The sequence below is a fragment of the Streptomyces sp. NPDC053427 genome, assembly GCF_044544985.1.
Taxonomy (GTDB): Bacteria; Actinomycetota; Actinomycetes; order Streptomycetales; family Streptomycetaceae; genus Streptomyces.
The window spans coordinates 332,329-358,604 of the sequence record NZ_JBITYA010000006.1; the positions used below are offsets into that span (position 1 = coordinate 332,329).

General features: G+C 71.8%; 25 protein-coding genes. 2 read left to right on the top strand and 23 right to left on the bottom strand.

What is annotated here, in order from left to right; genetic code table 11:
* Positions 1-24 precede the first annotated feature (24 nt).
* Positions 25-963, bottom strand: a complete 939-nt coding sequence (fmt, locus tag ACIGWZ_RS18935; RefSeq protein WP_400065994.1) for a methionyl-tRNA formyltransferase — start codon at positions 961-963, stop codon at positions 25-27.
* A 276-nt stretch (positions 964-1,239) separates the two neighbouring features.
* Here fmt and ACIGWZ_RS18940 point away from each other — a divergent pair, with 276 nt between their 5' ends.
* Positions 1,240-1,776: a hypothetical protein gene (locus ACIGWZ_RS18940; RefSeq protein ID WP_400065996.1), complete on the top strand. Its 537-nt coding sequence runs from the start codon at positions 1,240-1,242 to the stop codon at positions 1,774-1,776.
* A gap of 109 nt (positions 1,777-1,885) precedes the next feature.
* On the opposite strand, the gene ACIGWZ_RS18945 is transcribed toward ACIGWZ_RS18940, so the two are convergent.
* From ACIGWZ_RS18945 to pyrR, 14 genes are all read right to left on the bottom strand, one after another.
* Positions 1,886-4,027 carry a primosomal protein N' gene (locus ACIGWZ_RS18945; RefSeq protein WP_400065998.1) on the bottom strand — a complete coding sequence of 714 codons (2,142 nt, stop codon included), beginning with the start codon at positions 4,025-4,027 and terminating at the stop codon, positions 1,886-1,888.
* Positions 4,028-4,163: 136 nt separating this feature from the next.
* The gene (metK, locus tag ACIGWZ_RS18950; protein WP_400066000.1) at positions 4,164-5,372 is read right to left on the bottom strand and encodes a methionine adenosyltransferase; all 1,209 of its coding nucleotides are present in this window, start codon (positions 5,370-5,372) and stop codon (positions 4,164-4,166) included.
* Between the two features lie 238 nt (positions 5,373-5,610).
* Positions 5,611-6,870: a bifunctional phosphopantothenoylcysteine decarboxylase/phosphopantothenate--cysteine ligase CoaBC gene (coaBC, locus tag ACIGWZ_RS18955; RefSeq protein WP_400066002.1), complete on the bottom strand. Its 1,260-nt coding sequence runs from the start codon at positions 6,868-6,870 to the stop codon at positions 5,611-5,613.
* Positions 6,871-7,024: 154 nt separating this feature from the next.
* On the bottom strand, positions 7,025-7,297 hold the full coding sequence (gene rpoZ / locus ACIGWZ_RS18960) for a DNA-directed RNA polymerase subunit omega (protein ID WP_005319902.1): 273 nt from the start codon (positions 7,295-7,297) through the stop codon (positions 7,025-7,027).
* A gap of 88 nt (positions 7,298-7,385) precedes the next feature.
* A complete protein-coding gene (gmk, locus tag ACIGWZ_RS18965) occupies positions 7,386-8,006 on the bottom strand; it encodes a guanylate kinase (RefSeq protein WP_400066004.1) in 621 nt (206 codons plus the stop codon).
* Positions 8,007-8,044: 38 nt separating this feature from the next.
* Positions 8,045-8,368, bottom strand: a complete 324-nt coding sequence (locus ACIGWZ_RS18970; protein ID WP_006607450.1) for an integration host factor — start codon at positions 8,366-8,368, stop codon at positions 8,045-8,047.
* A 216-nt stretch (positions 8,369-8,584) separates the two neighbouring features.
* On the bottom strand, positions 8,585-9,427 hold the full coding sequence (gene pyrF / locus ACIGWZ_RS18975) for an orotidine-5'-phosphate decarboxylase (RefSeq protein WP_400066006.1): 843 nt from the start codon (positions 9,425-9,427) through the stop codon (positions 8,585-8,587).
* Complete coding sequence (locus ACIGWZ_RS18980; RefSeq protein WP_400066009.1) at positions 9,424-10,539, bottom strand: quinone-dependent dihydroorotate dehydrogenase; 1,116 nt, start codon at positions 10,537-10,539, stop codon at positions 9,424-9,426. The genes pyrF and ACIGWZ_RS18980 overlap by 4 nt, the downstream gene beginning before the upstream one ends.
* Before the next feature lie 79 nt (positions 10,540-10,618).
* Positions 10,619-13,930 carry a carbamoyl-phosphate synthase large subunit gene (gene carB / locus ACIGWZ_RS18985; protein WP_400066011.1) on the bottom strand — a complete coding sequence of 1,104 codons (3,312 nt, stop codon included), beginning with the start codon at positions 13,928-13,930 and terminating at the stop codon, positions 10,619-10,621.
* Positions 13,923-15,065 (bottom strand): glutamine-hydrolyzing carbamoyl-phosphate synthase small subunit, encoded by a 1,143-nt coding sequence (gene carA / locus ACIGWZ_RS18990; RefSeq protein ID WP_400066013.1) that lies wholly within the window; start codon positions 15,063-15,065, stop codon positions 13,923-13,925. The genes carB and carA overlap by 8 nt, the downstream gene beginning before the upstream one ends.
* On the bottom strand, positions 15,062-15,649 hold the full coding sequence (locus ACIGWZ_RS18995; RefSeq protein ID WP_400066015.1) for a hypothetical protein: 588 nt from the start codon (positions 15,647-15,649) through the stop codon (positions 15,062-15,064). Before ACIGWZ_RS18995 ends, carA begins: the two co-directional genes overlap by 4 nt.
* Positions 15,646-16,932, bottom strand: a complete 1,287-nt coding sequence (locus ACIGWZ_RS19000; protein WP_400066017.1) for a dihydroorotase — start codon at positions 16,930-16,932, stop codon at positions 15,646-15,648. The genes ACIGWZ_RS18995 and ACIGWZ_RS19000 overlap by 4 nt, the downstream gene beginning before the upstream one ends.
* Positions 16,933-16,936: 4 nt before the next feature.
* Positions 16,937-17,914, bottom strand: coding sequence for an aspartate carbamoyltransferase catalytic subunit (locus ACIGWZ_RS19005; protein ID WP_400066019.1), 978 nt, complete (start codon positions 17,912-17,914; stop codon positions 16,937-16,939).
* Positions 17,915-18,007: 93 nt separating this feature from the next.
* A complete protein-coding gene (gene pyrR, locus ACIGWZ_RS19010) occupies positions 18,008-18,613 on the bottom strand; it encodes a bifunctional pyr operon transcriptional regulator/uracil phosphoribosyltransferase PyrR (RefSeq protein ID WP_400066021.1) in 606 nt (201 codons plus the stop codon).
* Positions 18,614-18,835: 222 nt separating this feature from the next.
* Between pyrR and bldD the strand changes: the two genes are divergently transcribed.
* Positions 18,836-19,336 carry a transcriptional regulator BldD gene (bldD, locus tag ACIGWZ_RS19015; RefSeq protein WP_362712307.1) on the top strand — a complete coding sequence of 167 codons (501 nt, stop codon included), beginning with the start codon at positions 18,836-18,838 and terminating at the stop codon, positions 19,334-19,336.
* Positions 19,337-19,565: 229 nt separating this feature from the next.
* Here the strand turns inward: bldD and nusB are convergent, their stop codons facing one another.
* From nusB to aroC, 8 genes are all read right to left on the bottom strand, one after another.
* Positions 19,566-20,000, bottom strand: a complete 435-nt coding sequence (gene nusB / locus ACIGWZ_RS19020; protein ID WP_400066024.1) for a transcription antitermination factor NusB — start codon at positions 19,998-20,000, stop codon at positions 19,566-19,568.
* Positions 20,001-20,002: 2 nt separating this feature from the next.
* The gene (efp, locus tag ACIGWZ_RS19025) at positions 20,003-20,569 is read right to left on the bottom strand and encodes an elongation factor P (RefSeq protein WP_400066026.1); all 567 of its coding nucleotides are present in this window, start codon (positions 20,567-20,569) and stop codon (positions 20,003-20,005) included.
* Positions 20,570-20,633: 64 nt separating this feature from the next.
* Positions 20,634-21,740, bottom strand: a complete 1,107-nt coding sequence (locus tag ACIGWZ_RS19030) for an aminopeptidase P family protein (protein WP_400066028.1) — start codon at positions 21,738-21,740, stop codon at positions 20,634-20,636.
* 89 nt (positions 21,741-21,829) lie between these two features.
* Positions 21,830-22,675 carry a Pro-rich N-terminal domain-containing protein gene (locus tag ACIGWZ_RS19035; RefSeq protein ID WP_400066030.1) on the bottom strand — a complete coding sequence of 282 codons (846 nt, stop codon included), beginning with the start codon at positions 22,673-22,675 and terminating at the stop codon, positions 21,830-21,832.
* Positions 22,676-22,915: 240 nt separating this feature from the next.
* Entirely contained in the window at positions 22,916-23,356 is a 441-nt protein-coding gene (gene aroQ, locus ACIGWZ_RS19040) for a type II 3-dehydroquinate dehydratase (RefSeq protein WP_400066032.1), read from the bottom strand.
* 5 nt (positions 23,357-23,361) lie between these two features.
* Positions 23,362-24,453 carry a 3-dehydroquinate synthase gene (gene aroB / locus ACIGWZ_RS19045; protein ID WP_400066035.1) on the bottom strand — a complete coding sequence of 364 codons (1,092 nt, stop codon included), beginning with the start codon at positions 24,451-24,453 and terminating at the stop codon, positions 23,362-23,364.
* The gene (locus ACIGWZ_RS19050; RefSeq protein ID WP_400066037.1) at positions 24,450-25,007 is read right to left on the bottom strand and encodes a shikimate kinase; all 558 of its coding nucleotides are present in this window, start codon (positions 25,005-25,007) and stop codon (positions 24,450-24,452) included. Before ACIGWZ_RS19050 ends, aroB begins: the two co-directional genes overlap by 4 nt.
* Positions 25,004-26,188, bottom strand: coding sequence for a chorismate synthase (gene aroC, locus ACIGWZ_RS19055; protein WP_400066040.1), 1,185 nt, complete (start codon positions 26,186-26,188; stop codon positions 25,004-25,006). Before aroC ends, ACIGWZ_RS19050 begins: the two co-directional genes overlap by 4 nt.
* Between the last annotated feature and the right edge of the window lie 88 nt (positions 26,189-26,276).

Sequence of the window (26,276 nt, forward strand, 5' to 3'; positions counted from 1 at the left end):
CCGCGCAGATCCGTCAGAAGCGCCCTAGTCCGCCAGTCGCTCCCCGGTCTCGATGCGCACGCCGCGGGCCCAGTCGGCGGCCTTCATCGGCTTCTTGCCCTGGGGCTGGACCCACAGGAGTTCGACGGCGTGGCTGCCGGTGCCGACGTGCACCGTCTTCTTGGTGACGGCGAGTTCGCCGGGCGCCAGGTCCAGGTCCGCACGGTCCGCCGCCAGGGCGGCCGACATCACCTTGAGGCGTTCGCCGCGGAAGACCGTCCAGGCCCCGGGGGCGGGCGCGCAGGCCCGCACCAGGCGGTCGACGCGCAGCGCCGGCGCCGTCCAGTCCACCTTGGCGTCCTCGACCTCGATCTTCGGCGCGAGGGAGATGCCCTCGGAAGGCTGCGGGACGGCGTGCAAAGTGCCGTCCTCGATGCCGTCCATGGTCGCGGTCAGCAGCCCGGCACCCGCGAACGCCAGCCGGGTGAGCAGATCACCGCTGGTGTCGGTCGGCCGGACCTCCTCGGTCAGCACACCGTAGACCGGTCCGGAATCCAGGCCCTGCTCGATCTGGAAGGTGGCGGCGCCGGTGACCTCGTCACCCGCAAGGACGGCGTGCTGTACGGGCGCCGCGCCACGCCACGCGGGCAGCAGCGAGAAATGCAGATTGACCCACCCCTTGGCGGGGATGTCGAGCGCGATCTTCGGCAGCAGCGCGCCGTAGGCGACCACCGGGCAGCAGTCCGGCGCGATCTCCCGCAGCCGGGCCAGGAAGTCCTCGTCGCGCGGCTTGACGGGCTTGAGGACCTCGATGCCCGCCTCCTCCGCGCGCTCCGCGACGGGGCTCGCGACCATCCGGCGGCCGCGGCCGGACGGCGCGTCGGGCCGGGTCACGACGGCCACGACCTCATGCCGGTCCGAGGCGATCAGGGCATCGAGGGCGGGCACGGCAACCTCGGGGGTGCCGGCGAAGACGAGCCTCATGGGTGGCGCACTACCTCTCTCGCGCTGCGGAACGACGCACCAGTCTATGGGGCTTGACGCCGCATCGTGCGGCGGACTCCGGCACACGACCGCCGCGCATTTCGCCGGGGGGCGTGCGAACGCTTCCGCGCCTCCCATGGAAGCTCGTACGCCCCCATACCGTGACCACAGCCGCTCCTGTCGCGTTGGTCAAGCAGCATTGACCTCTGACGGGCCGCTCTGGCGGCCCGATCGCTTTCATCCTTCCTCTTTCACGCCGGTTCGAGAGGCTCGCTCATGGCCGACCACGCAACTCACGACGCCCAGGCACGCGCCAGCCTGCATCTCCTGGTACGGGACATCGAGCGGGTCCGCCGACAGGTGGACGCGCTGCGCACCCTGACCGCTCAGCTCGGCAACGTCTACCGCCCGCGCCGCACGGGCCCCTCCGCGGGCTTCGTCGTCTACGGGCGCGCGCCGGCCCCCACCGTGCGCCTCGCCCAGGAGCTGCGCGACAGCGTGGAGACCCTCGTCACGGCGGCGGTCGACTTCGACCGCTCGCTGGGCTTCTCCTGGGACGCGGTGGGCTCGGCGCTCGGCGTCACCAAGCAGGCGGTGCACCGGCGGTACGGCGCCCGCCGGGCCGCCGCCCAGCCCGCGGCCGACGGCGCCGAGCGCGCGTCGGAGGCGTCCCCCGCCCGCCCGGTCGGCGTGGCCGCGGGCCTGCCGGGCGCGCCGTCCGTGCCCGCCGCCCGCTCGTTGCCCGCGCAGCCCACCGCGGCCAGCAGGGACGAGGCCCGGCCGGGCGCCTTCCCCGGCCCCCGCAACGGCTGACGCCGCCCCTCGGCGCGCCGCTTCCGCCGGCCGCGCCCGCCGACGCACGCCAACGCCCCGGGACCGCCCGCCGAACACGGTCCCGGGGCGGCGCCGTTCGCGGCGCCGCTCACCCCAGATCGGGCGGATCGATCCGTACCCGCACCGGCTCCCCTTCCCGTTTGACCAGCCGCGCCGCCCGCGCCGCCTTGAGCGCCGCCGCGAGCGCCGCGCCCTGCCCCGGCCGGACCCGTACGAGCGCCCGCTCCCACGTCTCCCCCGGCGGTGGATCGCCCGGCCGACGAGGCCGCCCCGGATCCGGCGCCGGCAGCGGTACGGGCCCCAACACCTCGGCCCCGGACGGGAGTTCGGCGGCACCGAGCAGCTCCCCGACGTCCTCCGGACGCCCGGTCACCGAGGCCATCCGGGACACCGGGGGGAACCCGAGCTCGGCCCGCTCGGCCAGCTCCCGTACGGCGTGCCCGACCGGATCCCACCGCACCAGCGCCTGCACCGGCCGCAGCGTCGGCTCCGCGATCACCGCGACCGTGCCGCCCTCCGCCTGCCCGCGCACCAGCGCCGCCGCGCCCAGCCAGCGCCGCAGCGCCTCCTCCCCCGCCCGCAGGTCCGGCCGCCCCAGCAGCGCCCAGCCGTCCAGGAGCAGGGCGGCGGCGTAACCCCCGCCCTCGGCCAGCGGTTCCGCGCCCGGCGTGGAGACCACGAGGGCCGGCCGGTCGGGCACGGTGTCGAGGATGTGGTCACGGCCGGAGGTGCGCACCGGCACTTCCGGGAACGCCCGCCCGAGCTCCTCGGCCGTGCGCCGCGCGCCGACGATCTGGGCCCGCAGGCGGTTGCTCCCGCACTCCACGCAGGACCAGTCCGGCGCCTCGCGTCCGCACCAGACGCAGCCCAGTGCGCTGTCGTTGCTGTGCGCCTCCAACGGCCCGGCGCAGTGCCGGCACCGCGCGGGCTCGCGGCAGCGGGCGCAGGCCAGCCTGGGTACGTACCCGCGGCGCGGCACCTGCACCAGCACCGGCCCCCGCGCCAGCCCCGCGCGCGCCGTCTGCCAGGCGAGCGACGGCAGCCGGGCGACGCGCGCGGCCTCGTCGCGGGCCGCCTCGACATCGTCGACCGTACGGATCAACGGCGCGGCCGTGCGCACCTGTTCGCGCCCGGCCTCCAGCGGCCGCGCCCACCCGTTCTCCACCAGCTGCGTGGCCTCGACCGTGCGCCCCAGATCACCGACCAGACAGGCCGCCTTCTCCTGCACGGCCCGCAGCAGCAGGACATCGCGGGCGTGCGGATGCGGTGCGTTGGTGTCGCTGTGGCTGGAATTGCCGTCGTCCCAGATGGCGACGAGCCCCAGATCCGCCACCGGCGCGTACATGGCGGCGCGGGTGCCCACGACGGCCCGCACCGCGCCCCGGCGTATCGCCAGCCAGCGGCGGTACCGCTCCTCGGGCCCCGAATCCGCCACCAGGACGGTGTGCATCCCCCGCCCCACCAGCTCGGTCAGCGCCGCGTCCACCCGGGCCGCCGACCGCCCGTCCGGCATCACGACCAGGGCACCCCGCCCGGACGCCAGGGTCGCCGCCACCGTGGCGGCCAGCTCCCACGGCCAGTGCGGCCCCGGCAGCGCCGTCCACACCGCGCGCGGCGCGCCGCCGTGCACCAGGGCGTCCAGGAACGCCGGCCCGTCCGGATACCGGCCCCAGCTGGCCAGCGACGGCACCGCGGGCGGTGGCGGCGGCGCCGGGAACCGCTCCGCCTCGGCCCGGGCGTTGCGCGGCGGAACGGCCAGCTGCAGCACATCGGCGAGCGAACCCGCGTAGCGGTCCGCCACCGCCCGGCACAGCGCCAGCAGCGGCGGGCTGAGCACCGGCTCCGGCGAGACGACCTGCGTGAGCGCCGCCAGCGGCCCGCGGTAGTCCGACTCGGCGATGCGCTCGACGATGTACCCGTCGAGCAGGCCCCCGCCCTCGCGCCGGCCGTCGCGCACCTTGCCGGTCCCCGCGCCGAACCGCACCCGCACCCGCACCCCGGGCCGCGCCTCGTCGTCCATCGCCGCGGGCACCGCGTAATCCCACAGCTTGTCCAGATGCACCGGCCCCTTGTCCACCAGCACCCGCGCCACCGGCAGCTCCCCGGCCAGCGCCGCCCCCCGCCACGTCCGCGGTTTGGCGCGTGGCGCCTTCGCCTTCCGCACGGTCTCCCGGATCAGCGCCAGCTGCTCGCCCCGCTCCCCCGGATCCCGCCCGTTCTCACTGCTCACAGCACCAGTCTTAGCAGACGGCACCGACAGCGGCGGGCCACGAGCCGCCCCGGCCCGTGCTCCCGCGGCGAGAGAAAAACCTGTGGCCCCGGACCGCCGAGCGGTCCGGGGCCACAGGCCACAGCGAAGGGACGGCTTACAGCCCCGCCGCCTTGCGCAGGGCGTCCACGCGGTCCGTGCGCTCCCAGGTGAAGTCCTCCAGCTCGCGGCCGAAGTGGCCGTAGGCGGCGGTCTGGGAGTAGATCGGGCGGAGCAGGTCGAGCGCGCGGATGATCGCGGCCGGGCGGAGGTCGAAGACCTCGCCGATGGCCGTCTCGATCTTCTCGACGTCGACGGACTCCGTGCCGAAGGTCTCGACGAAGAGGCCGACGGGCTCGGCCTTGCCGATGGCGTAGGCGACCTGGACCTCGCAGCGCTGGGCCAGGCCCGCGGCGACGACGTTCTTGGCGACCCAGCGCATGGCGTAGGCGGCCGAGCGGTCGACCTTGGACGGGTCCTTGCCGGAGAACGCGCCGCCGCCGTGGCGGGCCATGCCGCCGTAGGTGTCGATGATGATCTTGCGGCCGGTGAGGCCGGCGTCGCCCATCGGGCCGCCGATCTCGAAGCGCCCGGTCGGGTTGACCAGCAGGCGGTAGCCGTCGGTGTCCAGCTTGATGCCGTCCTCGACGAGCTGGTTGAGGACGTGCTCGACGACGAACTCGCGGATGTCGGGCGCGAGGAGGGAGTCGAGGTCGATGTCCGAGGCGTGCTGCGAGGAGACGACGACGGTGTCGAGGCGGACGGCCTTGTGGCCGTCGTACTCGATGGTGACCTGGGTCTTGCCGTCGGGGCGCAGGTAGGGGATGGTGCCGTTCTTGCGGACCTCGGACAGGCGCGTGGAGAGGCGGTGCGCGAGGTTGATCGGGAGCGGCATCAGCTCCGGGGTCTCGTCGCATGCGTAGCCGAACATCAGGCCCTGGTCGCCGGCGCCCTGCTTGTCCAGCTCGTCGTCATCGCCCTCGACGCGGTTCTCGTACGCGGTGTCGACACCCTGGGCGATGTCCGGGGACTGCGCGCCGATGGACACCGAGACGCCACAGGAAGCGCCGTCGAAGCCCTTCTTGGACGAGTCGTAGCCGATGTCCAGGATCTTGTTGCGGACGAGGTTGGGGATGTCGGCGTACGCCTTGGTCGTCACCTCGCCGGCCACGTGGACCAGGCCGGTGGTGATCAGCGTCTCGACGGCGACCCGAGAGGTCGGGTCCTCCTTGAGAAGGGCGTCGAGGATGGTGTCGCTGATCTGGTCAGCGATCTTGTCGGGGTGGCCCTCGGTGACGGACTCCGAGGTGAACAGGCGGCGGGACACATCGCTCCCTGGGGTTGCAGCGGCTGCTGGCTGATCATTGGCGGAAGGGCCGAGAGCTGCGCTCGGCCCGGTCCACGATTTAGTTTATCGGTCGTATGTGACGTTCGGGCACGCAGTCTCGATTTATGGATCCCTCGTGACCTGGGACACCACGGTCCACCGTAGGACGATCACCTCAGCGAGGGGCTGGGTCAAGGGGGCACGCCGGTCTTTTCCGGACCGGTAGGGCCAATCGAGGCTACCTGGGACCCTCGGGGGCGAGCCCGGCGAGCCGGGGGGCGACAAGGTCCCAGAGGGTTTCGGCCAGGGCTTCCTTCGGGCCGTGCGGCACCGGGGTCTCGGCGCCGTCCGGGGCGAGGATCACCGCCTCGTTCTCGGCCGAGCCGAAGGCCTTGTGCTCGCCGACCTCATTGACGACCAGCAGGTCACAGCCCTTGCGGGCGAGCTTGGCGCGGCCGTTGGCGAGCACGTCGTCGGTCTCGGCGGCGAAGCCCACGACCACCTGCCCGGGACGGGCCCGCTCCGCGGAGATCTCGGCGAGGATGTCCGGATTACGCACCAGGTTGACCGGTTCCGGCTCCTCGCCGTCGATCTTCTTGATCTTGCCGGTGGTATAGACGGCGGGCCGGAAATCGGCCACGGCGGCGGCCATGACCACCGCGTCGGCGTCCGCGGCGGCCTTCAGTACGGCCTCGCGGAGCTGGCAGGCCGTACCGATGCGGAGGACGTCCACACCGGCCGGGTCGGGCAGCTCGGTGTTGCCCGCGACGAGGGTGACCCGGGCGCCGCGGGCGGCCGCGATGCGGGCGAGGGCGTAGCCCTGCTTGCCGGAGGAGCGGTTGCCCAGATAGCGGACGGGGTCCAGGGGCTCGCGGGTGCCGCCGGCGGTCACCACGACGTGGCGGCCCGCGAGGTCCTGGACGAGGGCCTGCGCGCCGCGGGCCAGGACGCGGCGGCAGACGTCGAAGATCTCCGCGGGGTCGGGGAAACGGCCCTTGCCTGTGTCGACGCCGGTCAGGCGGCCGACCGCGGGCTCGATGACGAGGGCGCCGCGGCGGCGGAGGGTGGCGACGTTCTCCTGGGTGGCGGGGTTCTCCCACATCTCGGTGTGCATCGCGGGGGCGAAGACCACCGGACAGCGGGCGGTGAGGAGGGTGTTCGTCAGCAGGTCGTCGGCGAGGCCGTGGGCGGCCTTGGCCAGCAGGTCGGCGGTGGCGGGGGCGACCACGACGAGGTCGGCGCCCTGCCCGATGCGCACGTGCGGGACCTCGTGGACGGTCTCCCAGACCTCGGTGGTGGCCGGGTTGCCGGACAGCGCCGACCAGGTGGCCTCCCCGACGAAGTGGAGCGACGCGGTGGTCGGCACCACCCGTACGTCGTGCCCGGACTCGGTGAGCCGCCGCAGCAGCTCGCACGCCTTGTACGCGGCGATCCCGCCGCTGACACCGAGGACGACCCTGGGCCGCGCCCGCTCCTGACCCCGCTCCTGTGTGTCCATCGTTTCGCCGCTCCCCAAGACAACCGGTCCGGTACGTGGCCGGTACGTGGTCCGTACGTATGCCCCTATGACACACCAAGGGCCCGGCTGGGGGCACCTCCCAGCGTTAGCTGGGGGAGCGTCCCGCCGGGCCCTTGGTGAGGTGTGGTGCCGCTTACTGGGCCGGGCCCTCGATGGCCTCGGAGGTCAGCAGGCCCGCGTTGATCTCGCGCAGCGCGATCGACAGGGGCTTCTCGTGGACGTGCGTGTCGACGAGCGGACCGACGTACTCAAGCAGGCCCTCGCCGAGCTGCGAGTAGTACGCGTTGATCTGGCGCGCGCGCTTTGCGGCGTAGATCACAAGGCTGTACTTCGAGTCGGTGGCCTCGAGAAGCTCATCAATTGGCGGGTTGATGATGCCCTCGGGTGCGGTGATGGAAGAGGACACTCTCTGCCTTCCGAAGGGGATGAAGCGGGGGTGAAGCATAAAACGCAAAGATGTGACGTCCGGGGATCCGCCGGATACCTCCGCGGGGTCAGCCGCTGATGTTCCGGTCCCCAGATCGATCCAGCATCAAGGCTAGCAGCTCACGGCTGACCGCCTCGACGGAGGTGTTGACGAGGGTCACATCGAATTCCTTCTCCGCGGCCAGTTCGACCTTGGCGGCCGTCAGTCGGCGCTCGATGACCTCGGGCGCCTCGGTGCCCCGGCCGGTGAGCCGGCGGACCAGCTCGTCCCAGCTCGGCGGGGCCAGGAAGACCAGCAGGGCCTCCTCCATGGACTCGCGGACCTGACGGGCGCCCTGGAGATCGATCTCGAGCAGGACCGGCTCCCCGGCCTCGAGACGGTCCATGACCGCCTTGCGCGGCGTGCCGTAGCGGTGACCGGCGAATTCGGCCCATTCCAGCAGTTCGCCGTTGGCGATGAGCTTGTCGAACTCCTCGTCCTCGACGAAGAAGTACTGGACACCGTGCCGCTCCCCGGGGCGCGGCTTGCGGGTAGTGGCCGAAACCGAGAGCCAGACCTCGGGATGGACCTTGCGCAGATGCGCGACGACCGTGCTCTTACCGACCCCCGAGGGGCCGGAGAGCACGGTCAGTCGCGGTTGTCTGACCGGGGGTACGGGGGTCTCCCCCCGGGAGACTGCAGAACTCATGCAGCGATTATTCCAGCTTCCGGGCCATGCCGGAAAATTCAGGAAGCGGTGCTGCCGAACTCACGCTCCAACGAAGCGATCTGGTTGGAGCCAAGACCCCGTACGCGGCGGCTCTCGGAGATCCCGAGCCGCTCCATGATCTGCTTGGCGCGGACCTTGCCGACGCCTGGCAGGGACTCGAGGAGGGCGGAGACCTTCATCTTGCCGATGACGTCGTTCTCCTGGCCCTGCTTGATGACCTCATGGAGGGAGGCACCGGAGTGCTTGAGCCGATTCTTGACCTCGGCGCGCTCCCGGCGAGCCGCGGCGGCCTTCTCGAGCGCGGCTGCGCGCTGTTCAGGGGTAAGGGGCGGAAGAGCCACGCCTACGTCACCTCGGATGTCGAACTGTCGGATATCGGACCGGTGTGGAACCTAGTCGCCCCGCACCTGCGGAGCAACGAGCAACGCGCTTACGTGCAGTGCTCTCGACGGAGACTAGCGGCCGATCGCGCCAGAGTCAGCGAGAACAGACGAAAAGTCCTGGTCAGACTCTGCTGACCGGGACAATTCGGGACCAAATCACCTGCCGAAGGGCTCTTAAGAGACCGCGGTCCGCACTTCGTCGGCGAATCGGAGCGCCGCGTCGCGCAGAGCTGCGGCGTCCGGGCCGTGCCGCAGGACGCCGCGGCTGACGCTGGGGACCACATTGCGCACGGCGTCACCGAAGACCGTCGGGAGATCGGCGGGGGTGGCGCCCTGGGCTCCGATGCCGGGGGCCAGCAACGGGCCGTTGACCGCCAGATCGAACGAGGAGAGATCGCCGAGGGTGGCGCCGACGACCGCGCCGAAGGAGCCCAGCGGCTCCGCGCCGGCGTTCTCCTCGGCGAGGTGGCCGAGCATCGTCGCGGCGAGGGTGCGGCCGTCCTCGCGCACCGCCCGCTGGACCTCCGCGCCCTCCGGGTTGGAGGTCAGGGCGAGGACGAAGAGCCCGGCGCCGTTCTCGCGGGCCAGGTCCACGGCCGGCTTCAGCGAGCCGTAGCCGAGGTACGGGGAGACGGTGAGCGCGTCGGAGAAGAGCGGCGAGTCCTTGCGCAGGTAGGTCTCGGCGTACGCGGCCATGGTCGAGCCGATGTCGCCGCGCTTGGCGTCCATCAGGACCAGGGCACCGCGCTCGCGGGCCTCCTCGACGGCGGTCTCCAGGACGGCGATGCCGCGCGAGCCGAAGCGCTCGAAGAACGCGGACTGCGGCTTGAAGACCGCGACCTGCTCGCCGAGCGCCTCCACGACGGTGCGGGTGAACCGGGCCAGGCCCGCCACGTCGTCGTTCAGGCCCCAGTCGGCCAGCAGCGAGGCGTGCGGGTCGATGCCGACGCAGAGCGGGCCCCGGGTGTCCATGGCATGGCGCAGCCGGGCGCCGAAGGGGGCGGAAGTGACAGTCATGCTGCGTTCTTCTCCTCTCGGACGGAGGCGCCGACGGCCTCGGCGAGGGTGGCGTACGGGCTGTTGCGCAGGCGTGCGGCGAGGCCCTTGTGGAGGGCGCGGCACCAGAACGGTCCCTCGTAGATGAAGGCGCTGTAGCCCTGGACGAGGGTGGCGCCGGCGAGGATGCGCTGCCAGGCGTCCTCGGCGGTGGTGATGCCGCCGACCCCGATGAGGGTGATCCGGTCGCCCACGCGGGCGTACAGGCGGCGCAGGACCTCCAGGGAGCGCTCCTTGACGGGGGCGCCGGAGAGGCCGCCGGTCTCGGCGATCAGCTGCGGGTCGGAGGTCAGGCCGAGGCCCTCGCGGGCGATGGTGGTGTTGGTGGCGATGATGCCGTCCAGGCCCAGCTCGACGGCGAGGTCGGCGACCGCGTCGACGTCCGCGTCGGCCAGGTCCGGGGCGATCTTGACCAGCAGCGGGACGCGGCGGTCGGTGACCGTACGGTCGGCGGCCTCGCGCACGGCGGTCAGCAGCGGGCGCAGGTGGTCGACGGCCTGGAGGTTGCGCAGTCCCGGGGTGTTCGGGGAGGAGACGTTGACCACCAGGTAGTCGGCGTGGCCGGCGAGGCGCTCGGTGGAGGTGACGTAGTCGGCGGTCGCCTCGGCCTCCGGGACGACCTTGGTCTTGCCGATGTTGACGCCGACGGTGGTCGGGAAGACCGGGTTACGGGCCGCCAGGCGGGCCGCGACGGACGCCGAGCCCTCGTTGTTGAAGCCCATGCGGTTGATCAGCGCGCGGTCGGCGACGAGCCGGAAGAGGCGCTTCTTGGGGTTGCCGGGCTGGGCCTGGGCGGTGACGGTGCCGATCTCGACATGGTCGAAGCCGAGCATCGTCATGCCGTCGATGGCGACGGCGTTCTTGTCGAAGCCGGCGGCCAGGCCGAACGGGCCGTGCATCCGGCGGCCGAGCGCCTCGGTGCGCAGCTCCTTGTGGCGGGGGGCGAGCGCGGCGGCGACGAAGGTGCGCAGCACGGGGACGCGCACGGCCAGCTGGATCCAGCGGAAGGCCAGGTGGTGGGCCTGCTCGGGATCCATGCGCTTGAAGATCAGGTGGAAGAAGAGGCGGTACATCGGAGGCCTTCCGCGGTGAAGAGGTACTGAGGGGGCTCACGAAGAGGGGGACACCGTTTCGGTGTCCCCCTCCCGGTCCCTACTCCTCGCGGGCCGCGGTGAGCTGCTGTGCGTGTTCCTGGAGGGAACGCACGCCGACGTCGCCGCGGGACATCGCCTCGATGCCCTGCACGGCGGCGGCCAGCGCCTGGACCGTGGTCAGGCACGGGATGCCGCGGGCGACGGACGCGGTGCGGATGTCGTAGCCGTCGAGGCGGCCGCCGGTGCCGTACGGCGTGTTGACGATCAGGTCGACCTGGCCGTCGTGGATCAGCTGGACGATGGTCTTCTCGCCGTCGGGGCCCTCGCCCTCGGACTGCTTGCGCACCACGGTGGCGTTGATGCCGTTGCGGCGCAGCACCTCGGCGGTGCCGGAGGTGGCCAGCAGCTCGAAGCCGTGCGCGACCAGCTCGCGGGCCGGGAAGATCATCGAGCGCTTGTCGCGGTTGGCGACGGAGACGAACGCGCGGCCCTTGGTGGGCAGCGCACCGTAGGCGCCGGTCTGGGACTTGGCGTAGGCGGTGCCGAAGACCGAGTCGATGCCCATGACCTCGCCGGTGGAGCGCATCTCCGGGCCGAGGACGGTGTCCACGCCGCGGCCGTGGATGTCGCGGAACCGCGACCAGGGCATGACGGCTTCCTTGACGGAGATCGGCGCGTCCAGCGGCAGGGTGCCGCCGTCGCCGGTCTTGGGGAGCATGCCCTCGGCGCGCAGCTCGGCGATGGTGGCGCCCAGCGAGATCCGGGCGGCGGCCTTGGCCAGCGGCACGGCGGTGGCCTTCGAGGTGAAGGGCACCGTACGGGAGGCGCGCGGGTTGGCCTCCAGGACGTAGAGGATGTCGCCGGCCATCGCGAACTGGATGTTGATCAGGCCGCGGACGCCGACGCCCTTGGCGATGGCCTCCGTCGAGGCGCGCAGCCGCTTGATGTCGTAGCCGCCGAGGGTGATCGGGGGCAGCGCGCAGGCGGAGTCGCCGGAGTGGATACCGGCCTCCTCGATGTGCTCCATGACGCCGCCGAGGTAGAGCTCGTGGCCGTCGTAGAGCGCGTCGACGTCGATCTCTATGGCGTCGTCGAGGAAGCGGTCGATGAGGACCGGGTGCTCGGAGATCAGGCCCGCGTGCCGCTCCAGGTACCCGCCCAGCGACGGCTCGTCGTAGACGATCTCCATGCCGCGGCCGCCGAGCACGTAGGACGGGCGGACCATGACCGGGTAGCCGATCTCGGCGGCGATGGACTTGGCCTCGTCGAAGGAGAAGGCGGTGCCGTACTTGGGGGCGGGCAGTCCGGCCTCGGTCAGGACGCGGCCGAAGGCGCCGCGCTCCTCGGCGAGGTCGATGGCCTCGGGCGAGGTGCCGACGATCGGCACGCCGTTGTCCTTGAGCGCCTGCGCCAGACCCAGCGGGGTCTGGCCGCCGAGCTGGACGATGACGCCCGCGACCGGGCCCGCCTGCTGCTCGGCGTGCACGATCTCCAGCACGTCCTCGAGGGTGAGCGGCTCGAAGTACAGGCGGTCGGAGGTGTCGTAGTCCGTCGAGACGGTCTCGGGGTTGCAGTTGACCATCACGGTCTCGTAGCCGGCGTCGCTGAGCGCGAACGAGGCGTGGACGCAGGAGTAGTCGAACTCGATGCCCTGGCCGATGCGGTTGGGGCCGGAGCCGAGGATGATCACGGCCGGCTTCTCGCGCGGCGCGACCTCGGTCTCCTCGTCGTAGGACGAGTAGAAGTACGGGGTCTTCGCGGCGAACTCGGCGGCGCAGGTGTCGACCGTCTTGTAGACCGGGCGGACGCCGAGGGCGTGCCGGACCTCGCGGACGACGTCCTCGCGCAGGCCGCGGATGGCCGCGATCTGGGCGTCGGAGAAGCCGTAGCGCTTTGCTTCCGCAAGGATCTCCGGGTGGAGCTTCTCGGCCGCCGCGACCTCGTCGGCGATCTCCTTGATGAGGAAGAGCTGGTCGACGAACCAGGGGTCGATCTTCGTGGCGTCGAAGACCTCCTGCGGGGTGGCGCCCGCCCGGATGGCCTGCATGACGGTGTTGATCCGGCCGTCGGTGGGGACCTGCGCCTTGATCAGCAGCTCGGCCTTGTCGCCCGGCCCGCCGACGAAGTCGAACTGGCTGCCCTTCTTCTCCAGCGAGCGCAGCGCCTTGTTCATCGCCTCGGGGAAGTTACGGCCGATGGCCATCGCCTCGCCGACCGACTTCATGGTCGTGGTGAGGGTGGCGTCGGCGGCCGGGAACTTCTCGAAGGCGAAGCGGGGCACCTTGACGACGACGTAGTCGAGGGTCGGCTCGAAGGAGGCCGGGGTCTTCTCGGTGATGTCGTTGGGGATCTCGTCGAGGGTGTAGCCGACGGCGAGCCGGGCGGCGATCTTCGCGATCGGGAAGCCCGTGGCCTTGGAGGCCAGCGCGGAGGAGCGCGAGACGCGGGGGTTCATCTCGATGACGATGACCCGGCCGTCCTCGGGGTCGACCGCGAACTGGATGTTGCAGCCGCCGGTGTCCACGCCGACCTCGCGGATCACGGCGATGCCGATGTCCCGCAGGATCTGGTACTCACGGTCGGTGAGCGTCATCGCCGGCGCGACGGTGATGGAGTCGCCGGTGTGCACGCCCATCGGGTCGAAGTTCTCGATGGAGCAGACGACCACGACGTTGTCGTTCTTGTCGCGCATCAGCTCCAGCTCGTACTCCTTCCAGCCGAGGATGGACTCCTCCAGGAGCACCTCGGTGGTCGGGGAGAGCGTCAGGCCCTGGCCGGCGATGCGGCGCAGCTCCTCCTCGTCGTGCGCGAAGCCGGAGCCGGCACCGCCCATGGTGAAGGAGGGGCGGACGACGACGGGGTAGCCGCCGAGCTCGTCGACGCCCTTGAGGACGTCGTCCATGGAGTGGCAGATGACCGAGCGGGCGGACTCGCCGTGGCCGATCTTGCGGTTGACCGCCTCGACGACCTCCTTGAACAGGTCGCGGTCCTCGCCCTTGTTGATCGCCTCGACGTTGGCGCCGATCAGCTCGACGCCGTACTTGTCGAGGGCGCCGGACTCGTGCAGCGAGATCGCGGTGTTCAGGGCCGTCTGGCCACCGAGGGTGGGCAGGAGCGCGTCGGGGCGCTCCTTGGCGATGATCTTCTCGACGAATTCCGGGGTGATCGGCTCGACGTACGTGGCGTCGGCGATCTCCGGGTCGGTCATGATCGTCGCCGGGTTGGAGTTCACCAGGATGACGCGCAGGCCCTCGGACTTGAGGACCCGGCAGGCCTGGGTGCCGGAGTAGTCGAACTCGGCGGCCTGGCCGATGACGATCGGGCCGGAGCCGATGACCAGGACGGACTGGATATCGGTGCGCTTAGGCACGCTGGCCCTCCATCAGGGAAACGAAGCGGTCGAAGAGGTACGCGGCGTCGTGCGGACCCGCGGCGGCTTCGGGGTGGTACTGGACACTGAAGGCCGGCTGGTCGAGGAGCTGGAGCCCCTCCACCACGTCGTCGTTGAGGCAGACGTGGGAGACCTCTGCGCGGCCGTAGGGGGTGTCGGAGGCCCCGTCCAGGGGGGCGTCGACGGCGAATCCGTGGTTGTGGGCGGTGACCTCGACCTTGCCGGTCGTACGGTCCTGCACCGGCTGGTTGATGCCGCGGTGCCCGTACTTGAGCTTGTACGTGCCGAAGCCCAGCGCGCGGCCCAGGATCTGGTTGCCGAAGCAGATGCCGAACAGCGGCGTCCTGCGCTCCAGCACGCCCCGCATCACGGAGACGGGGTGGTCGGCAGTGGCCGGGTCGCCGGGGCCGTTGGAGAAGAACACGCCGTCCGGGTTCACCGCGTAGACGTCCTCGACGGTCGCGGTGGCGGGCAGGACGTGCACCTCGATGCCGCGCTCGGCCATCCGGTGCGGGGTCATGCCCTTGATGCCCAGATCGATCGCGGCGACGGTGAACTTCTTCGTACCGATGGCCGGGACGACGTACGACTCCTTGGTGGCGACCTGCGTGGACAGGTCCGCGCCCTGCATCTCGGGGGCCTGGCGCACCTTGGCCAGCATGGTGCCCTCGTCGGGCAGCGCGTCGCCGGAGAAGATGCCGACCCGCATGGCGCCGCGCTCGCGCAGGTGCCGGGTCAGCGCCCGGGTGTCGACGCCGCTGATGCCGACGACGCCCTGCGCGACCAGCTCGTCGTCGAGGGAGCGCACCGAGCGCCAGTTGGACGGGATACGGGCGGGGTCGCGGACGACATAGCCGGAGACCCAGATCCGCCCCGACTCGGGGTCCTCGTCGTTCACGCCGGTGTTGCCGATGTGCGGGGCGGTCATGACGACGACCTGGCGGTGGTACGAGGGGTCGGTCAGCGTCTCCTGGTAGCCGGTCATGCCGGTGGAGAACACCGCTTCGCCGAAGGTCTCCCCCACGGCCCCGTAGGCGCGGCCGCGGAAGGTGCGGCCGTCCTCCAGGACGAGTACGGCGGGGATCTTGGCGGTCCCCCTGGTGGAGGTCGTCATCGTGCGCCTTCCGTTTCGGTGTGCTCGGTGGTGCGGGTGGTGGAACTGAGTGCGGTGAGGGCCTCGACCCAGGCCGGGTGCTCCGCCGCCCGGTCGGAGCGGAAACCGGAGTCGATCTCCTTGTCCCCGTGCGCCCAGGTGACGATCAGCAGGCCGCCCTCGGTGAGGACCTTGCCCGCGATGCCCTTGTCGAGGCGGGCGCCGCGCAGCGCGGCGGCGGGCACGAAGAAGTCCTGCGCGCCCGGCCGGACGACGTCCAGGCCCTGGTCGGTCAGGGTGAGCTCGGCGCGGCTGCGGGTGCCCAGGCCGCGGGCGACGATCCGGTCGAGCCACTGCCCGGCGGTGGTGGAGCCGTGGTAGCGGCCGCTGAGCGTCAGACGCGCCTCGCCGGGCTCGTCGGGGGTGGACGACAGCTCGGGCAGATCGCCCTGGAGTGTGCCGCGCCACTTCCAGCCCTGGCGCATCAGCCAGTAGAGGAAGACCACGAAGACCAGCAGGCCGACGACCCAGCCGATCCGGGCGGCCCAGTCGGTGACCGGCGCGGACTTCTGCGCTTCGGCCAGTTGGATGAGTGGAGGAGTCACGCCAGCTTCCCGTCGACGACCGTTGCGCGGCCCCGCAGGAAGGTGTGGGTGACGCGTCCCGGCAGCTCACGGCCCTCGTAGGGGGTGTTGCGGCTGCGCGAGGCGAAGCCCGCGGGGTCCACCTCTCCACGGTAAGCGGAATCGACCAGCGTGAGGTTGGCGGGCTCACCAGCCGAGATGGGACGGCCATGGCCCGTGGCCCGGCCGATCGCCGCGGGCTTGAAGGACATCCGGTCCGCGACGTCCGCCCAGGTCAGCAGGCCGGTCTCGACCATCGTCCGCTGGACGACGGACAGCGCGGTCTCCAGGCCCACCATGCCCATGGCGGCCGCGGCCCACTCGCAGTCCTTGTCCTCGTGCGGGTGCGGGGCGTGGTCGGTGGCGACGATGTCGATCGTGCCGTCGGCGAGGGCCTCGCGCAGCGCCATCACGTCGCGCTCGGTGCGCAGCGGCGGGTTGACCTTGTAGACGGGGTTGTACGTGCGCACCATCTCGTCGGTCAGGAGCAGGTGGTGCGGGGTGACCTCGGCCGTCACGTCGATCCCGCGGGACTTGGCCCAGCGCACGATCTCGACGGACCCGGCGGTCGACAGATGGCAGATGTGCACGCGGGAGCCGACGTGCTCGGCGAGCAGGACATCCCGGGCAATGATCGATTCTTCGGCCACCGCGGGCCATCCCCCGAGCCCGAGCTCCGCCGAGACGATGCCCTCGTTCATCTGGGCGCCCTCGGTCAGCCGCGGCTCCTGGGCGTGCTGCGCGACGACGCCGCCGAAGGCCTTCACGTACTCCAGGGCGCGGCGCATGATCACGGCGTCGTCGACGCACTTGCCGTCGTCGGAGAAGACGGTGACCCCGGCGGCGGACTCGTGCATGGCGCCGAGTTCGGCGAGCTTCCTGCCCTCCAGGCCGACGGTCACCGCGCCGATGGGCTGCACATCGCAGTAGCCGTGCTCCTGGCCGAGGCGGTAGACCTGCTCGACGACACCGGCGGTGTCGGCGACGGGGAAGGTGTTGGCCATGGCGAACACCGCGGTGTAGCCGCCGGAGGCCGCGGCCCGCGTGCCGGTCAGGACGGTCTCGGAGTCCTCGCGGCCGGGCTCGCGCAGATGGGTGTGCAGATCGACGAGCCCCGGCAGCAGCACCTTGCCGTCGGCCTCGACGACCTCGGCGCCGTCCGCCGGGAGCCCGGTGCCGACGGCCTCGATGAGCTCCCCGTCGATCAGGACGTCCTGCGGCTCCCCGCCGAGCACCTTCGCACCGCGGATCAGAATCTTGCTCATGGTCTTACTTCTCCTCGGTACGGGGGTTGGTGACGGCCGGCTCGTTGCCGCCCAGCAGCAGGTACAGGACGGCCATGCGGATGGACACCCCGTTGGCCACCTGCTCGACGACCGTGCAGCGGTCGGAGTCGGCGACCTCGGCGGTGATCTCCATGCCGCGGACCATCGGGCCGGGGTGCATCACAAGGGCGTGCTCGGGCATCCGCGCCATCCGCTCGCCGTCCAGGCCGTAGCGGCGCGAGTACTCGCGCTCGGTCGGGAAGAACGCGGCGTTCATGCGCTCGCGCTGCACCCGCAGCATCATCACGGCGTCCGACTTCGGCAGCACGCTGTCGAGGTCGTACGACACCGCGCACGGCCAGGTTTCCACGCCGACCGGCACCAGGGTGGGCGGCGCGACGAGCGTGACCTCGGCGCCGAGGGTATGCAGCAGGTCGACGTTGGAGCGCGCGACGCGGCTGTGCAGCACATCGCCGACGAGGGTGATGCGCTTCCCGGCGAGGTCCTGGCCGATCCCGGCGTCCGGGCCGATGAGCCGGCGCCGCATGGTGAAGGCGTCGAGCAGAGCCTGGGTGGGGTGCTGGTGGGTGCCGTCGCCGGCATTGATGACGGGGGCGTCGATCCAGCCGGAGGTGGCGAGCCGGTAGGGGGCGCCGGAGGCGCCGTGCCGGATGACGACGGCGTCGACGCCCATCGCCTCCAGGGTCTGGGCAGTGTCCTTGAGGGACTCGCCCTTGGAGACGCTGGAGCCCTTGGCGGCGAAGTTGATGACGTCCGCGGAGAGCCGCTTCTCGGCGGCCTCGAAGGAGATCCGGGTGCGGGTCGAGTCCTCGAAGAAGAGGTTGCAGATCGTGCGCCCGCGCAGGGTGGGAAGTTTCTTGATCGGCCGGTCGGCGACCCGGGCCATCTCCTCGGCGGTGTCGAGGATCAGGACGGCATCGTCGCGCGTGAGGTCGGCGGCCGAGATGAGGTGACGCTTCATCCGGTTTTCTCCGTGGGTAAGGGAGGCTGTACGGGAATGTCCGTTGAGCAGGCAGGCGTACGGGCCCGGGATCACCGGGTCCCCGCGCGGTGCCTAGCGCGTGCCGGCCGGGGCGGTCCGCTTGATGCCGAGCAGCACGGCGTCCCGGCCGTCCTCCTCGGTGAGCTGGACCTTCACCGTCTCCCGCAGCGACGTGGGGAGGTTCTTGCCGACGTAATCGGCGCGGATCGGCAGTTCGCGGTGACCGCGGTCGACCAGGACGGCCAGCTGTACGGCGCGGGGCCGCCCGATGTCGCCCAGCGCGTCCAGCGCGGCGCGGATCGTCCGCCCGGAGAAGAGGACGTCGTCGACGAGCAGGACGACCCGGCCCTCGATCCCGTCGCCGGGGATCTCCGTACGGGCCAGCGTCCGGGCCGGGCCCAGGCGCAGGTCATCGCGGTACATGGTGATGTCGAGCGAGCCCACCGGGATCGTGCGGCCGGTGATCTCCTCGAGCTTGGCGGCCAGCCGTCGGGCGAGGAAGACGCCGCGGGTGGGGATTCCCAGCAGCACCACATCGTCCGCGCCCTTGGCGCGCTCGACGATTTCGTGGGCGATGCGGGTGAGCATCCGCGCGATGTCCGGGCCTTCGAGGACCGGGCGCGCGGGAACCTGGTCGCGTACGTCTGCTGCGCGTACGTCGGAGCTGTTTGCGTCCATACGAAACGGACCCCCTTCTCCGCCTCACGGGACGGACCTTAAAGGACGTCGAAATTACGTGCCTCAGGCTATCAGGAGCCCCCTCAGGAGCCGCGCGCACCCCTGACGGGCGATGCTCCGGCCCCTTCGGCTTGACGAAGTCAGATTACGCTGCGTAACCTCACAGTGAGTTACCAGCCACGCGGCGGAGCCGCACTTCGATACAGCCGTCTGGGGAGCTTTATGTCCAGCGAATACGCCAAACAGCTCGGGGCCAAGCTCCGCGCCATCCGCACCCAGCAGGGCCTTTCTCTCCACGGTGTCGAGGAGAAGTCCCAGGGCCGCTGGAAGGCCGTGGTCGTGGGCTCGTACGAGCGCGGCGACCGCGCCGTGACCGTCCAGCGCCTCGCCGAGCTCGCGGACTTCTACGGTGTGCCGGTGCAGGAACTCCTGCCGGGCACGACACCGGGCGGCGCGGCCGAGCCGCCGCCGAAGCTGGTGCTGGACCTGGAGCGCCTCGCCCATGTCCCCCAGGAGAAGGCCGGACCGCTGCAGCGCTACGCCGCCACGATCCAGAGCCAGCGCGGTGACTACAACGGCAAGGTCCTGTCGATCCGCCAGGACGACCTGCGCACCCTCGCGGTGATCTACGACCAGTCGCCCTCGGTGCTCACCGAGCAGCTGATCAGCTGGGGCGTGCTGGATGCCGACGCGCGCCGCGCGGTGGCCCACGAGGAAATCTGACGCCCACCGTCACCTGCAGAAACGTACCGCCGCTCCGGGACTCCCGGGGCGGCGGTCGCATTATGTCCGGCCGAAGCGGGCTTTATGCCCCGCCCGGCACGTGTGCAGGAGGCCGGTGAGGCGGCTGCACGGGGGCCAGACGGCGTTCTGCGGGCATACGAAGGGCCCGGAGTGATCTGCATCGCTCCGGGCCCGTTCGTGTGCTCAGCGGTCCTTCTGACGCGTCGCGTCAGTGCGTCTCGCGCCGCAGCCCCGGCTTCAGCTCCTTGAAGCGGCCGAGGAGGCCATTGACGAAGGCCGGGGAGTCGTCCGTGGAGAACTCCTTGGCGAGCTGTACCGCTTCGTCGATCGCCACCGCGTCCGGCGTTTCGTCCACCCAGATCAGCTCGTAGGCGCCGAGCCGCAGGATGTTGCGGTCGACGACCGGCATCCGGTCCAGCTCCCACTCGACGGAGTAGGTGGAGATCAGCTCGTCGATGCGCTCGGTGTGCTCCGCATACCCCTCGACCAACTGCAGGGTGTATTCGTTCACGGGCGGCTGCCGAGAGTCGGTCCGGGCGTGCCGCATCCAGTCCGCGAGCACGGACTGCACGTCGGCGCCGCGCTGATCGGCCTCGAAGAGGATCTGGAAGGCGCGCTTACGGGCCTTGTTGCGGGCAGCCACGGTTAGCTGTTCACCCGGCCGAGGTAGTCGCTCGAGCGGGTGTCGACCTTGATCTTCTCGCCGGTGGTGATGAAGAGCGGGACCTGGATCTGGTACCCGGTCTCCAGGGTGGCCGGCTTGGTGCCACCGGTGGAGCGGTCGCCCTGGACGCCCGGCTCGGTCTCCGCGATCGTCAGCTCGACGGCGGCCGGCAGCTCGACGAAGAGCACCTCGCCCTCGTGCTGCGCCACGGTGGCCTCGAAGCCCTCGAGGAGGAAGTTCGCGGCGTCACCGACGGACTTGCGGTCGACCATGAGCTGGTCGTAGGTGTCCATGTCCATGAAGACGAAGTACTCGCCGTCCATGTACGAGAACTGCATCGTGCGCTTGTCGACGGTGGCCGTCTCGACCTTCACGCCGGCGTTGAAGGTCTTGTCCACCACCTTGCCGGACAGCACGTTCTTGAGCTTGGTGCGGACGAAGGCCGGGCCCTTGCCGGGCTTGACGTGCTGGAACTCGACGACGGACCAGAGCTGGCCGCCTTCGAGCTTGAGCACCATGCCGTTCTTGAGGTCGTTCGTGGATGCCACGGTTGCGGAATCTCCTGGACTGCAGGTGGTGGGACCACAGAGCCGTGCACCCGGCCGCTACGGCTCAGAGTGCGAGCAGCTCCTTGGTCGTGATCGTGAGTAGCTCGGGCCCGCCGTCCGCCTCGGGGCGGACGACGAGTGTGTCGTCGATCCGGACACCTCCGCGGCCGGGGAGGTGAACCCCCGGTTCGACGGTGACCGGCACGCAAGCGTCCAGTTTACCCATGGCGGCGGGCGACAGCTGAGGGTCCTCATCGATTTCGAGTCCCACGCCGTGCCCGGTCCATGGTCCGAGCCGCTCGCCGTGGCCCGCGGCGACCAGGACATGGCGGGTCACCCGGTCCACTTCGCGGCATTCCACACCCGGTGCCAGCGCCTCCCGGCCGGCCCGCTGGGCGGCGAAGACGAGGTCGTAGAGATCGATCTGCCAGTCCGCGGGCGTGGTGCCGATGACGAAGGTCCGGCCGATCTCGCAGCGGTAGCCGCGGTAGTTGGCACCCAGGTTCACGGTCAGGAAGTCGCCCTCCTCGACCCGCCGGTCGGTGGGCAGATGCCCGGGGCGGCCGGAGTTCTGGCCGGTCGCGACGGAGGTGGGGAAGGCCGGGCCGTCCGCGCCGTGGTCGACGAGGCGGCGCTCCAGTTCCAGGGCCAGATGCCGCTCGGTGCGCCCGACGAGGATCGATTCGAGCAGCTCGCCCAGCGCCTGGTCGGTGATCTCCGCGGCGATCCGCAGACAGGCGATCTCGTCGTCGTCCTTGACCAGCCGCAGCGCCTCGACCGCGCAGCCCAGGTCCGCGAGCCGCATACGCGGCGCGACCTGGGCGAGCGCCCGGTGGCGGGCGACGGTCAGATGGTGCTCCTCGACGGCCAGGATCTCAGCGCCGGACTTCGCGGCGAGGTCGGCGCCCGCCACGACGGGGTCGCCGCCGCGGGTGGGCAGCACGGAGACCCGTACGTCCTCGGCGGGCCGGCCCTCGGACGGGTCACCGCTCGGCGGCATGCCGCACACCAGGATGTCGTCGGCGGGGCCCAGCAGCAGCGCGGCGCCGGGCGGGGCGCAGCCGGTGAGATAGCGGACGTTGGCGGGGCGCGAGATCAGGGCGGCGGTGCTTCCGGTTGCGGCGCAGCGGTCGCGCAGCCGCGTGCGTCGAACCGCATACAACTCGGACATATCCCGAGAGTACGGCCGGACCGTCCGGGCGGCCGGTCGGAGACGGCCGCCCGGGGGACGCGGCCCGGCGGAGCGCGCCGGGGCGCGCGCTACCAGCTGGGCGGGCTGGCGATGGAGCGGGCGACGACGTCGTCCAGCACCCGCACGGTCGTGGCGACGTCGTGCTGGGAGTTGTCGATGATCGGCAGCCCGGAGCCGTACCAGCCGGCCATCCGGCCGTGGATCCGGGCGACCTCTTCGTCGGAGAGCCGGCGGTTGCCGCTGCGCCGGGCGTTGCGCTCCAGGACGATCTCCAGGCCCGGCAGCAGCACGATCGGCAGCAGTCCGGGGCCCACGTGCCGCTTCCAGCCGCCGAGGCCGACGACCGGGCGGTCCGGGAAGACGGCGTCGTCGAGGATGCAGGAGATGCCGTTGGCGAGGAAGTTACGGGCCGCGAAGCCGCAGGTGCGGCGGGCGAGGCGGTACTGCGCCTCGGAGTTGTCGTTCCAGCCCTTCTGCGGGTCGGCGAAGCCGGAGCGGACCCACTCGCGCACGTCGTCGAGGCTGATGTGCGCGGTCGGCACCCGCCGGGAGTCGGCCCAGTGGCGGGCGACGCTGGTCTTGCCGGCGCCGGCCGGGCCGATCAGCAGCACCGCGACGGTGGCGTGCGCGGAGTCCTGGGCCGCGGCGCCGGCGGGCGGGTCGGGCAGCGCCACCGGCGCGCCCGGCGGCAGGCGGAGGTGACCGGTGATGTCCGTGCTGTGCGGGGTGGGGGCCTCCTGGTACGGCGCGGGGCCGCTCCAGCCGGGGCCCTGGGCGGGCGGGGCGGCGGGCGGAGGCGGAGGCGAGGCGGGCGGTATGGGCTGTCCCTGGTTGGGGGTCCAGTTCATGCCGGCCCCCGTGTCCGGTCCCGGCCGGCGGGGCGGTGGCAGCGGAGCCCCCACTGCGTACTGCATCCGGTGGCTCTCCGTCTCGTGCGGTCGACGTGTGCGGTGCCGGGCCGTACGGCCCGGTGCTCGTGCGGTAACCCAGCGGCCCGGGCGGGCCGTTGTGCCCCACAGCCGTCGGCGTGGGTGGTGCTGCTGCGAACGCTACCCTCCCAACTGCCGCTGAGTGGAGGCGCTACCGTGCTCCGCCACCCCCGGCGCTCGCTACAGGAACGGCCGGGGGTGGCGGAGAGTGCCCGCAAGGGCGGGTCAGCCGTTCAGTTCCTCGGCCAGCGCACGCAGCGCGAGGCGGTACGAGCCGATGCCGAAACCGGCGACCGTACCGCTGGCCACGGCCGCGATAACCGAATTGTGGCGGAATTCCTCGCGCGCGTACGGGTTCGAGATGTGCACCTCGATGAGCGGGGCGGTGCGCTGGGCGGCCGCGTCCCGCATGCCGTACGAATAGTGCGTGAAGGCGCCGGGGTTGATCACGACCGGGAGCGAGCCGTCCGCGGCCTCGTGCAGCCAGCGGATCATCTCGCCCTCGTCGTTGGTCTCGCGGACCTCGACCTCGAAGCCCAGCTCCTTGCCGAGCGCGGTGCACTGCTCGACCAGGCCGGAGTAGGAGGTGGCGCCGTAGACGTCGGGCTCGCGGGAGCCCAGCCGGCCGAGGTTGGGCCCGTTGAGGACGAGGACGCGGTGGGTCATGCGGCTCACTCGGCGATCTCGGCGTGGGCGGCCAGCAGCATGGCCGGATCCGGGCCCTCCAGGACGGTCGGCTTGGCGAGGCCGTCCAGGACGATGAAGCGCAGCCGGTCGCCGCGGGACTTCTTGTCGACCTTCATGGTCTCCAGCAGCTTGGGCCACTGGTCGCCGCGGTAGGTCAGCGGCAGTCCGACGGAGGCCAGGACGGCGCGGTGCCGGTCGGCGGTGGCGTCGTCCAGCCGGCCGGCGATCCGGCCCAGCTCGGCGGCGAAGACCATGCCGACCGAAACGGCCGCGCCGTGCCGCCAGTTGTAGCGCTCGTTCTTCTCGATGGCGTGCGCGAGGGTGTGCCCGTAGTTGAGGATCTCGCGCAGACCGGACTCCTTGAGGTCGGCGGAGACCACCTCCGCCTTGACCCGGATGGCCCGCTCGATCAGCTCGGCGGTGTGCGCGCCGTCGGGACGCCTGGCGCCCTCCGGGTCGGCCTCGATCAGCTCGAGGATCGCCGGGTCGGCGATGAAGCCGGCCTTGATGACCTCGGCCAGGCCGGAGACGTAGTCGTGCACCGGGAGGGAGTCGAGGGCGGCGAGGTCGCACAGGACACCGGCCGGCGGGTGGAAGGCGCCGACGAGGTTCTTGCCCTCGGCGGTGTTGATGCCGGTCTTGCCGCCGACCGCCGCGTCCACCATGCCCAGCACGGTGGTCGGTACGGCGATCCAGCGCACCCCGCGCAGCCAGGTGGCGGCCACGAAGCCGGCCAGGTCCGTGGTGGCGCCGCCGCCGACGCCGACGATCACATCGGTGCGGGTGAAGCCGGTCTGGCCCAGGGCCTTCCAGCAGTACGCGGCGACCTCGACGGTCTTGGACTCCTCGGCGTTCGGCAGCTGGACGGCGATCGCCTCGTAGCCCTGGGACGCGAGGTCCTCGCGCAGCGCCTCACCGGTGGCGGCCAGCGCCTCCGGGTGCAGCACGGCGACCCGCTTGACGCCCTCGCCGATCAGGCCGGGCAGCTCGCCGAGCAGCTGCCGCCCCACGAGCACCTCGTACGGGTCGGTGCCCGCCGTACCGCCCACCTGGATACGGGTGGCCTGCTCCGTCATGCCTGTTCCTCCCTGTGGGCGGGCCGCGGGGCATCCGCCGCGGCCCCCCGTAGCTCCAAAGCGTCCAGGATCGCCTCGGCGACCTGGTCGGGGGTGCGCTCGCCGGTGGCGATCACGGCGCGTGCGACCTCGGTGTACAGCGGACGGCGGCGCTCCATCAGCTCGCGCCACTGCTTGCGCGGGTTGACGGCCAGCAGCGGGCGCGGCGCGTCCAGGCCCACCCGCTTGACGGCGTCGGCGAGTTCGACGTCCAGGAAGACCACCGGCAGGCCGGTCAGCAGCTTGCGGGTGCCGTCGTCCAGGATCGCGCCGCCGCCGAGCGAGAGCACGCCCGGGTGGTCCTCGAGCGCGACCCGTACGGCCTCCCGCTCGAGGTCACGAAAGTGCGGCTCGCCCTGGTCGATGAAGATCTCCGCGATCGGCCGGCCGGCCGTGGCGACGATGTCCGCGTCGGTGTCCCGGTAGCGCACGCCGAGCCGCTCGGCCAGGAGCGCGCCCACCGTGGACTTGCCCGCGCCGGGCGGGCCGATGAGTACGACAGCCGGCGACGTCACTTGATCGCCAGGTTGTCGAGGTAGCCGCGGACGTTGCGGCGGGTCTCGGCGACGCTGTCGCCGCCGAACTTCTCCACCACGGCGTCGGCCAGGACCAGCGCCACCATCGCCTCGGCGACGATGCCGGCGGCCGGGACCGCGCAGACGTCCGAGCGCTGGTGGTGCGCCTGGGCCGCCTCGCCGGTGGTCACATCGATGGTCGCCAGCGCCCGCGGCACGGTCGCGATCGGCTTCATCGCGGCCCGCACCCGCAGGAGTTCACCGGTGGTCAGCCCGCCCTCGGTGCCGCCGGAGCGGCCGGAGGTGCGCTTGATGCCGTCCTCGGTGGCCACGATCTCGTCGTGCGCCTTGGAGCCCGGCACCCGCGCCAGGTCGAAGCCGTCGCCGACCTCAACGCCCTTGATGGCCTGGATGCCCATGAGGGCGCCGGCCAGCCGGGCGTCCAGCCGGCGGTCCCAGTGGACGTGCGAGCCGAGGCCCACCGGCACGCCGTACGCCAGCACCTCGACGACGCCGCCGAGGGTGTCGCCGTCCTTGTGGGCCTGGTCGATCTCGGCCACCATCGCCTTGCTCGCGTCCGCGTCCAGGCAGCGCACCGGGTCCGCGTCCAGCTTCTCCACGTCGGAGGGCTTGGGGTAGACGCCGTACGGGGCCTTGGCCGCGGCCAGCTCCACCACATGCGAGACGATCTCGATGCCGGCGGTCTCCTTGAGGAAGGAGCGGGCCACCGCGCCCAGGGCGACCCGGGCGGCCGTCTCGCGGGCGGAGGCGCGCTCCAGGATCGGGCGGGCCTCGTCGAAGCCGTACTTCTGCATGCCGGCCAGGTCGGCGTGGCCGGGGCGGGGGCGGGTCAGCGGCGCGTTACGGGCCAGCTCGGCCAGGACCTCCGGGTCCACCGGGTCGGCCGCCATGACCTGTTCCCACTTGGGCCACTCGGTGTTGCCGACCATCACGGCCACCGGCGAGCCCAGCGACAGACCGTGCCGCACGCCGCCCAGGAACGTGATCTCGTCCCGCTCGAACTTCATCCGGGCACCGCGGCCATAGCCGAGCCGGCGCCTCGCCAGCGCGTCCGCCACCAGATCGGTGGTGATCGGGACTCCGGCCGGAAGGCCCTCCAGCGTCGCCACGAGTGCGGGGCCGTGCGACTCCCCCGCCGTCAGCCAGCGCAACCTGCTCAACGGTGCTCCTCATGTACTGCTCATCCGCGTACGGTCTCCCCCCGATCCTCCCACGTCGCGCCGGGGAGGCGGGGCCCGGTCCAGGGAG